This is a genomic window from Desulfovibrio sp., from assembly GCF_035644575.1.
Classification (GTDB): domain Bacteria; phylum Desulfobacterota; class Desulfovibrionia; order Desulfovibrionales; family Desulfovibrionaceae; genus Desulfovibrio.
This window is the reverse complement of record NZ_DASQOG010000224.1, coordinates 1-8,953: the sequence shown is the minus strand read 5'-3', so window position 1 is coordinate 8,953 and position 8,953 is coordinate 1. Positions and strand designations below refer to the sequence as shown.

The 8,953-nt window shown below is 60.4% G+C and carries 6 protein-coding genes; 1 reads left to right on the top strand and 5 read right to left on the bottom strand.

Features of this window, described 5'->3' with window-relative positions:
• Positions 1 to 62: 62 nt before the first annotated feature.
• Positions 63 to 1,454 (bottom strand): glutamate--tRNA ligase, encoded by a 1,392-nt coding sequence (gene gltX, locus VEZ52_RS12640; RefSeq protein WP_324837136.1) that lies wholly within the window; start codon positions 1,452 to 1,454, stop codon positions 63 to 65.
• Between the two features lie 133 nt (positions 1,455 to 1,587).
• Positions 1,588 to 3,591, bottom strand: coding sequence for a hybrid sensor histidine kinase/response regulator (locus VEZ52_RS12635; protein ID WP_324837135.1), 2,004 nt, complete (start codon positions 3,589 to 3,591; stop codon positions 1,588 to 1,590).
• A gap of 287 nt (positions 3,592 to 3,878) precedes the next feature.
• On the opposite strand from VEZ52_RS12635, the gene argB reads away from it, so the two are divergent.
• Entirely contained in the window at positions 3,879 to 4,658 is a 780-nt protein-coding gene (gene argB, locus VEZ52_RS12630; protein WP_324837134.1) for an acetylglutamate kinase, read from the top strand.
• Positions 4,659 to 4,817: 159 nt separating this feature from the next.
• Here the strand turns inward: argB and VEZ52_RS12625 are convergent, their stop codons facing one another.
• From VEZ52_RS12625 to zraS, 3 genes are all read right to left on the bottom strand, one after another.
• Positions 4,818 to 5,450: an HD domain-containing protein gene (locus tag VEZ52_RS12625; protein ID WP_324837133.1), complete on the bottom strand. Its 633-nt coding sequence runs from the start codon at positions 5,448 to 5,450 to the stop codon at positions 4,818 to 4,820.
• 326 nt (positions 5,451 to 5,776) lie between these two features.
• The gene (locus VEZ52_RS12620; protein WP_414649520.1) at positions 5,777 to 7,090 is read right to left on the bottom strand and encodes a sigma-54-dependent transcriptional regulator; all 1,314 of its coding nucleotides are present in this window, start codon (positions 7,088 to 7,090) and stop codon (positions 5,777 to 5,779) included.
• Positions 7,091 to 7,198: 108 nt separating this feature from the next.
• A complete protein-coding gene (zraS, locus tag VEZ52_RS12615; RefSeq protein WP_324837131.1) occupies positions 7,199 to 8,722 on the bottom strand; it encodes a two-component system sensor histidine kinase ZraS in 1,524 nt (507 codons plus the stop codon).
• Positions 8,723 to 8,953: the final 231 nt, after the last annotated feature.

Here is an 8,953-nt window from a genome sequence, read left to right as displayed (position 1 = left end):
ATCAACCCGGGCACTTGTGGCAAAACTGCCCGTTGCGCGAGGTTTTGACTATAAAACGCCTGTTAGCCCATAGCCCGCTGCAGTCGGGCAAGGGTTTCCTGCTTGCCCAGAAAGGCCATGATTTCATTGAGGTGCGAGCCGCCCATAAAGCCCATGAGAGCCGTGCGCAGGGGCGGGGCCACTTCCTTGAACTTCAGCCCGTTGTCGGCAACATAGGCGTTGAGCGAGGCCTCGAGAGCCTCAGCGGTAAAAGGCTCACACGCGGCAAAAACAGCCGAGAGGGCCTGCAAGTGCGCCTTGCCCGCATCGGTAAAATGCTTGGCCGTGTCCTTTTCCACATAGCTGAGTTCTGCGGCAGGCACCACCAGCGGACGGAAGGCCTCGCCCAGCGCCTTGAGGTTGTTGGCCCGCTCGCGGAACATGACGCACAGTGGCTCAAGCTTTTCCTGCGGCAATGCGCCAAGCCCGGCCTCTTCCACAAAGGGGGCAACCAGCGCCGCCAGTTCGGGCAGGGGCAGCTCGCGCATAAAATGGGCATTGCACCATTCCAGCTTGGCCGGGTCAAAGGCCGCGGCGGCAGGGTTCAGGTTGGTGCCGTCAAAATATTCGATCAGTTCTTCCTTGGTGAACAGCTCCTGATTGCCGTGCGACCAGCCAAGCCGCACCAGGTAGTTCACCAGAGCCTGCGGCAGCAGGCCGTCCTGCTGATACTCAATGACCGCCCGCGCGCCGTGGCGCTTGGAGAGCTTTTGCCGATCCGGGCCAAGAATCATGGGCACATGCCCAAAACGGGGCACGGGCAGGCCCAGAGCTTCATAAATAAGAATCTGGCGCGGCGTGTTGGAAACGTGGTCGTCGCCGCGAACAACATGGGTGATGCCCATTTCGTAGTCGTCCACCACCACGGCCATATTGTAGGTGGGCATGCCGTCAGCGCGGCGGATAACCATGTCGTCCAGCTCGGTGACATCCACGGCTATCTTGCCCTTCACCAGATCGTCAAAAACCACCTTGCCCGCCACAGGCGCCTTGAGGCGCACGCAATGGCCCTCGCCGGGGCCGAGATTCCGTTCGCGGCAGCGCCCGTTATAGCGCGGCTTGAGGCCGTTCTGGCGGGCTTCTTCGCGCATGGCTTCCACTTCTTCCGGCGTGCAGGAGCACCAGTAGGCGTGGCCTGTTTCCAGCAGCTTGTCCACATAGCGGTTGTACACATCGGCCCGCTGGGTCTGGTAGGTCAGTTCGCCGTCCCAGTCCAGCCCAAGCCAGCGCATGGAGGCCAGGATGGAATCGGTATATTCCTGCTTGGAGCGCAGCAAATCAGTGTCTTCAATGCGCAGGTGAAAACGACCGCCGGAGTGGCGGGCCAGAAGCCAGCAAAAAATGGCGGTGCGTGCGCCGCCTATGTGCAGATGCCCTGTCGGGCTGGGTGCAAATCGGGTTACCACTTGAGTCATGTTGCTTTCCTTGAAACTGGCGTTGGGGGGAAGGTCGCGCATGGGCGGCTGAGTGTCAAGAGCCGCTGCGCAAGTGCAGGAGGCTTTGCCCCTTTCGGCAAGCCTGCTGCCGCCCGCGGAGCATCAGACATTTCTACTCTGCCGGGCCTCGGCTGAACTGTTTGAGTGTGCGCCGCAGATCGGCAAGGTTAATGGGCTTGGTCAGGTGCGCGTCCATGCCTTCCTGCATGCTGCGTTCTGCATCGCCCCGCATGGCATAGGCCGTCATGGCGATAATGGGCACGGTTTTTGCCCCTGGCAGATTGCTGGCCCTGATGGCGCGCGTGGCGGAATAGCCGTCCATAACCGGCATCTGCACATCCATGAGCACGATATCAACCTCAGCGCTCCTCTGGTTCCAGATATCCACTGCCTCCTGCCCGTTGACGGCAGAAATGCATGTTATGCCCATGTCTTCCAGCAGAACTTCCATGATCTCGCGGTTAATATCGCCGTCTTCAGCCAAAAGTACCCGCAGGCCCAGAAACGATGGGGCTTCGTCGCCGTTGCTTTCTTCTGCCTGCTCCTGCGCGCACTCTTGGCTGCAAATGGCAAAGGGCAGCTCCACACGAAAAACACTCCCCTGACCCGGCTCGCTCTGCACGGAAATGCTCCCGCCCATGAGGGAGATCAGGCGGCGGCATACGGACAAGCCAAGCCCCGTGCCGCCAAATCTGCGGGTGATGGACGTATCCGCCTGCGAAAATGGCGTAAACGCACGGGCCAGTTCATCGGGCGACATGCCAATGCCTTCATCGCTCACAATAAATGCCAGCCGCGCCTTGCCGTCACTTTGCTCCAGCAGCTCCACGGCCAGACGCACCGTGCCGCGCTCGGAAAACTTCAGGGCGTTGCCGCCCAGATTCAGCAGAATCTGCCGCAGGCGCAGGGCATCGCCGGAGAGGATTTCCGGGACGCGAGGGTCCATCTGACTCTCAAGGCTGAAGTCCTTGAGCTTGTGCCCAACCTTGGGCCGCAGCAGGGACATGACGGACTCAAGCTCCTTGCGCGGCTCAAAGGGCAGATTTTCAAGCTCCAGGTGATTGGCCTCAATTTTTGAAAAATCCAGCAGATCGTTGATGATATCCAGTAGGGATTCGCAAGTAGAATGGATTTTTTCCACATAATCGCGCTGCTGGGGATTCAGGGGGGTGTTGAGCACCAGATGCGCCATGCCCATGATGCCGTTCATGGGGGTGCGTATCTCGTGGCTCATGTTGGCCAGAAAAATACTTTTGGCGGCATTGGCGGCTTCGGCGGCCTCCTTGGCCTCGCGCAGGATACGTTCATGCTGGCGCGCCTCCGTCACATCGCTGACATAACCGGCAATGCGCAGCACTCCCGGCCCGCTCACAATCTCATAAGCCAGGGCATACCAGCGCAAACCCTTGCGCGGGTGAGCAACCCGCAAATCCAGATGCTCCTGCCCGCCAGCCGTCCACCCTGCGGGGTCGCACAGTTTGCGCCACTTGGGCTGATCCTCGCTCACAATGCGCGAACCCATGAGTTCAAGTCTGGCAGCTGTATTTGAGGCAGTATTGATGCCAAACTGCTCATAAAAAACATCATTGCCTGTGATATCCAGGCCGGCATTTCCGAGGCGCGCTATTTCAAAAACTCCAAGCCAGCCCAGCCGACAGGCCAGTGAAAGCCGCACAAGTCCTTCGCGCAGGCTCTGATGGGCCTCGTGCAGCTCCGTCATATCCTGATGATAACCGACAATCCGCACCACATCATCATGGTCGGCGCTGATGCGCCGCCCGCCGCAGCGCACAGGCACCAACCCCCACGTGGGGTGGTTGTACTGATAGCGCACCTCGTGCATGGCGGTGTCTGCAATAAATTCGTCATGGATGGCCCACAGATGTGGGCGGGAACGGGCATCAACCCTGTCTACCCAGAAGTTGAAGCATTCTGCGGGGGTCATTTCTTCACTTGCACCAAGCAGACGCAGGGTCACCGGATTGGCAAGCATGGAGACATGGCCGCTGTTTCTGTCGATATCAATGACCCACAGCCCCACATTGGCCGCAGCCAAGGCTTCGCTGTTCCAGTCCTCGTTGCGGGATGCGTCTTTTGCAGCGCTTTTTGCGGCCATAATCCCCCCGTTTTCCATTGTACTATCCATAGCCATTTTACTGGCCCAAGACAATGCCGGGGAGGGGTTCTGCCGCCAGAGGCCAGCGCATTTTGCGCACGGAGAAATCAAAAAATATACGCATCGCCACACGCCTGTCACACACGACTCTTGCGGGGCGGCGCGCAGGGTGCTAGTGCTTCCTACTGTTAACCAAGTACGCAATACTGATGAAAGGCCCGCGCCTGCGCCTGAACGCGCACGTGACGGAGCAGCCTTTCCGGCCAGACGGCCAAAGGATCAAACAGATGAACGCTACAGTCGTTATCAAATACGGCGGTCACGCCATGGACAAACCCGACCTCAGCTCGGCCTTTGCCACTGACCTTGCCCAGCTTTCTGAACAGGGCATGGGTTTTGTGGTGGTGCACGGCGGCGGCCCCCAGATTTCTGCCCTGCTCAAACGCCTGAATATTGAGAGCCACTTTGTGGACGGCCTGCGCGTTACCGATGCAGCCACCATGGAAGCTGCGGAAATGGTGCTCTGCGGGCAGGTGAACAAGGCCGTGGTCAACGAATTTGCACGCCAGGGCGTGCGCGCTGCGGGTATTTCCGGTCGCGACGGCGGCCTGCTGCGCGCAAGGGTGAAAAATCCCGCGCTCGGCCTGGTGGGCACGGTGGAAGCGGTCGATCCCGCCCTGCCCCGCTGCCTGCTGGAAGGCGGCTATGTGCCCGTGGTGGCCCCTGTGGCCTCCGGCCCGAACGGCGAAGCCCTGAACATCAATGCCGACACCGCCGCAGGGGCGCTGGCAGGGGCCATCGGGGCGGAATATTTTGTGCTGATCTCTGACGTGCCCGGTGTGCTGGATGCTGACGGCAGGCTCATCCCCAGCCTCAACCGCAAGGAAATCCAGAAGCTGCGCGAGACCGGCGTCATCACCGGGGGCATGATCCCCAAGGTGGAAGCCTGCCTCAACGCTCTGGACGCAGGCTGCCAGCGCGCGCTCATTCTTGACGGGCGTTCGCCTTCAAGTCTGCGCCGCTACCTGCTTGATGATGCCCCGCTTGGCACCGTGGTCGCCAACTAGGGCATTGCAACTGCATGATGTATCGCGGAGAAAAGGCAGGCCGCCAGTTAAAAGGCCTCTCTGCTCCTCCCCGCCAAAATATCAAAAAAGGCCCGAGACCGGATGACGCAGCAATGCGCCGCCCGGTTTCGGGCCTTTCGTACTTCTAAAAATCTGTTTTCAGCGACCTCGGCGCACCCACCATTCCCGCTCAACCTGCCCATACCACCAACGGTTGTGATCCGCGCGCAGCACGGCCTCGGCCACCTGCTGCGCCGCCGGGCTGCGCAGACGTTTGACCGCGCTTTCCAGCCACTGGGCGGCAAAGGCATTGCCCTTGTCCAGCTCAGCCTTGAGATTGCAGATAAGATCAAGCTGGTCGGCATCGTGCGCCAGAATGGCCTCTCGGCTGGCTTCTTCCTCCAGCTCGTCCCAGAGGGGCAGAACGTCTTGCTCCAGCCCGGTTCCGTCCACGCAGTCCTCCAGGGCCTTGCGGGCCTGGCACTGCGCATAGCGGTGATTCACGTAGTTCAGATCGCCCGTGCGCGCCTCATGCAAGTCATGGAACAGGCAAAGATAGGTCACCCGCGCCGGATCCATACCGCACATGCGGGCCAGCACATAGCCCATGACGCTCACACGGTAGGAATGTTCGGCCACGTTCTCCTGCCCGGTGCCCAAAAAGGCGTACCCAGTGCGGGGCGTGTGCCGCAGCATGCCGACTTCGTTAAAAAAATCCGCAATCCGGTCAAGCCGATCCGCGCTCACGTCCATAGCCGGGAAATCACCGCTGTTGCTCTTGAATTCACTCATGCCTGTTCAATACCGATCCCGGAGGCCTGTGGCAAGGATGTGCGGCGCTGATGGAGGGACGGATAAAAAACGCCTCCGGCGGCTCAAGGGCTGCGCCCTTAAGAATCCCATTGCAGCTTGGCGCGGGGCAAAAATCTTTTCAAAATCTCAAAGACCATTTTTCACGTTGCGATTGATCAGAATATTCCGTTGTGATCTTGCGCGGGCGGAGAAATTTTGTGCACTGGCAAGGAAGAAGCACTTTTTTGTGAAGGGAGTGTACTCTAATGGTACTCGACCGGAATAAAAAAGTGCTGCTGACGCAGCCAGCGCGCAAAAGAACCCGATCACTCCAGGCCGTACTTGCGGAGCTTGTTATGCAGAGTAGCCCGCGTAATTCCCAACTGCCGGGCCGCCTCGCTCTTGTTGTCGCCTGTCTGGCGCAGGGTTTCCTCAATGGCGCGGCGCTCCACGGCATCAAGGGGCAAGCCTGCCAGGGAGGCGTCCACCTCGGGCTGGCGCTCGTCGGGCAGGACGGGGCCAGTGACCACAGAGGGCAGCTCGCGCTCGGTGATGAGGTCGCCGTTACAGAGAATCACGGCGCGTTCCACTGCGTTTTCCAGTTCGCGCACATTGCCGGGCCAGCCGTAGCGCAGCATGCAGGCCAGTGCCTGCGGCGAAAATCCGCGCACGCTTTTTCGGTTGCGGCTGGCAAAGCGTTCCAGAAAGTGCGCGGCGAGCACGGGAATATCCTCGGCGCGATCGCGCAGGGGCGGCACTTCAATACAGATGACGTTGAGACGAAAGTAGAGATCCTCGCGAAAGCGCTTTTGGGCCACCTCTTCGCGCAGGTCGCGGTTGGTGGCCGCCAGTATGCGCACGTCCACGGTTATGGCGGCATCGGCCCCCACTCGCTGCACCTCGCCCTGCTGCAAGGCGCGCAAAAGCTTTGACTGAAGGGTAAGCGGCATCTCGCCGATTTCGTCCAGAAAAAGCGTGCCGCCGTTGGCCTGGGCAAAGCGCCCCTCGCGGCGGCGATCCGCGCCGGTGAACGAACCCTTTTCGTGCCCGAACAGTTCGGATTCCAGCAGATTTTCGGCCAGGGCCGCGCAGTTCACCGTTACCAGCGGTTTCTCCGCTCTGGCGCTGGCGCAGTGCAGGGCGCGGGCCACCAGTTCCTTGCCTGTGCCGGATTCGCCGGAAATGAGCACGGTGGCCTCGGTAGGGGCAACGGTGGCGATAATTTCCTGCATGGCGCGGATGGAGGTGCTACGGCCAAGGATGCCGGGGCGCGCGGCGGCATCGCTGAGCTGACGGCGCAGCTCGCGGTTTTCCACGCTGAGGCGCGAATGCTCGATGGCTTTTTCAAGCGTATGCCTGAGAGCCTCAAAATCCAGCGGCTTGACCAGATAGTCGTATGCGCCGAGGCGCAGGGCCTCCACGGCAGTTTCCACTGAGGAATAGGCCGTCATGAGCACCACGGGCAGGGCGGGATTATATTCAAGAATATTCCTGAGCGCGTGGATGCCGTCCATGCGCGCCATGCGCACGTCAGTCAGCACGGCGTCAAAGGATTTTTCGCGCACCAGCGGAACAGCCTCGTCGCCGTCCGTGGCTTCTTCCACAGCATAGCCCCAGGAACGCAGCATGGTGCGCAGCATGCCGCGGTGGGCATCGTCATCGTCTACAACCAGTATGCAGTTGCTCACCGTATCCTCACTTTATGCTTGGCAAAACCTGAAATCTGAGCCGTTCCGCAGCCGCGCAGGTTATTTTTTGCGGCTGTCCTGCGCCACCGCGCCTTCCGCCGCGCGGGGCAGCCAGATGCGGAACGTGGTTTCACCACGGCGCGCAGTCTGCGCGGGGCGCGAGGTAACGCTGATTTCGCCGTCGTGTGCTTCCACAATCTTGTGCACCATGGCAAGCCCCAGCCCCGTGCCCTGCCCCTTGGTGGTATAGTAGGGGTCAAAAATATGCGGCAACTGGCTGGCCTCAATACCGGTGCCGTTGTCGCGCACCATAAGGCACACGCGCCCCTTGCGCTCCACAATGGCAAGCGTGAGCTGCCCGCCATCGGGCATGGCGTCCAGAGCATTGAGGCAGAGGTTCAACAGGGCCTGCCCCATGCGCTCAGGGTCGGCCAGGGCCAGCGGCACCCGCCGGGGCGAACGGCAGACAATCTTGACATTGCGCTTGTCCGCATCCTGATGGATGAGGCGCGTCACGTGATCCACCACAAGTTTGAGATCCGCCGGGTGCGGGCTCACATCGCTGGGACGCGAGAGACCTATGAGATCCATAATTACGCGATTGAGCCGGTCAACCTCGTGCACCATGACATTGGCAGCCTCGCGATCTTCGCTTCCTTCGGGAAAACGCTGGCCGAAGTAGGTGGCGTAGCCCTTGATGGAGCTGAGAGGATTGCGGATTTCGTGCGCAACGCCTGCGGCAAGATTGCCCACAGCGGCCAGTTTTTCCTTGCGGCGCACTTCTTCTTCAAGCCTGCGCACCTTGCCCTCGGCCATGCGCTGCCGCTGACGCGACTCCCGCGCCCGCTCGGCATAGTACAGGGCCACCAGGCAGGCCAGCCCCACCAGCAGGGTCACGGCGGCCAGCATGGCTACATAGTCCCGATTCTGACTGCGCGTTATTTCAAAGGGAGAAAGATCAAGGCCGAGAAAAATTACCGGCAGGGGAAAGCCCCTTGGCAGATCGCGTATGCCCGGTGAAAATTGCCTGTACACGGCAAACACGCGCCGCCCCTCCATGCGCATGATACCCCAGTGGGGCAGCATGTCGGGGGCAAGGTCGCGCATGGTGGCCTCATCGGCTTCGTGCGAGCCCACCTGCAAAATTTCGCCAAGGCGGGCAGGGTTGCTGTGCGCCACAATGGTGCCGTCAGGCATGGTCACGGCCACAAAAACAATGCCTGGGCTTTCACCCATTTCTTCCAGCAGCACCTGTAGGCGCACGCCAGCCTCGCTACGCATGCCCGAGCGCAGGATGCTCTCAAAGGCGATGATCAACGATGAACCCTTTTCCGCCAGCAGGCGGGCCATGGCGGCCTCGCTACGGTCAATGGAAATGAGGGTCAGCAGCGTCACCATGAGGGCCAGCACAACGGCGGCCCCGCCCAGCAGCAGACCAAGCGGGGTATGCGCGCCAACTGCAGAGGTCTGCGCTGTCCGCGCCTTGTCTGTGGGACTTGCGGGATTTGTGGGGCTTGCTGCGGCTGCGCCCTGTTGTACAGCTTCCTGCCCGTTTTTTCCAGCCGTGCTGTTTTCCATGTTCATACGGCACACTCTGTATTGCGCGCGGCACCGCCTGAGGCGCTCCACGAGTAAAAAAATTTGCACGCTTTTTGCATCAAATAATCATTCCTTGTGCCCACAAAGCCGGGAATCTTGCCACCCCGCTCAGTGATTGGTATGAGAGCGGGACGAGTTTATTCTTCAGAAGGTCTTTTATGATGAAACCCCTTCTTTCCCTTTGTGTTCTGGCCAGTCTGTGCCTCCCCCAGCCAA

What these genes read in the sequence shown, in the direction of transcription:
- zraS (WP_324837131.1), bottom strand. Translation starts at nt 8,722, where the DNA reads ATGAACATGGAAAACAGCACGGCTGGAAAAAACGGGCAGGAAGCTGTA.
- gltX (WP_324837136.1), bottom strand. Translation starts at nt 1,454, where the DNA reads ATGACTCAAGTGGTAACCCGATTTGCACCCAGCCCGACAGGGCATCTG.
- VEZ52_RS12635 (WP_324837135.1), bottom strand. Translation starts at nt 3,591, where the DNA reads ATGGCCGCAAAAAGCGCTGCAAAAGACGCATCCCGCAACGAGGACTGG.
- argB (WP_324837134.1), top strand. Translation starts at nt 3,879, where the DNA reads ATGAACGCTACAGTCGTTATCAAATACGGCGGTCACGCCATGGACAAA.
- VEZ52_RS12625 (WP_324837133.1), bottom strand. Translation starts at nt 5,450, where the DNA reads ATGAGTGAATTCAAGAGCAACAGCGGTGATTTCCCGGCTATGGACGTG.
- VEZ52_RS12620 (WP_414649520.1), bottom strand. Translation starts at nt 7,090, where the DNA reads ATGCTGCGCACCATGCTGCGTTCCTGGGGCTATGCTGTGGAAGAAGCC.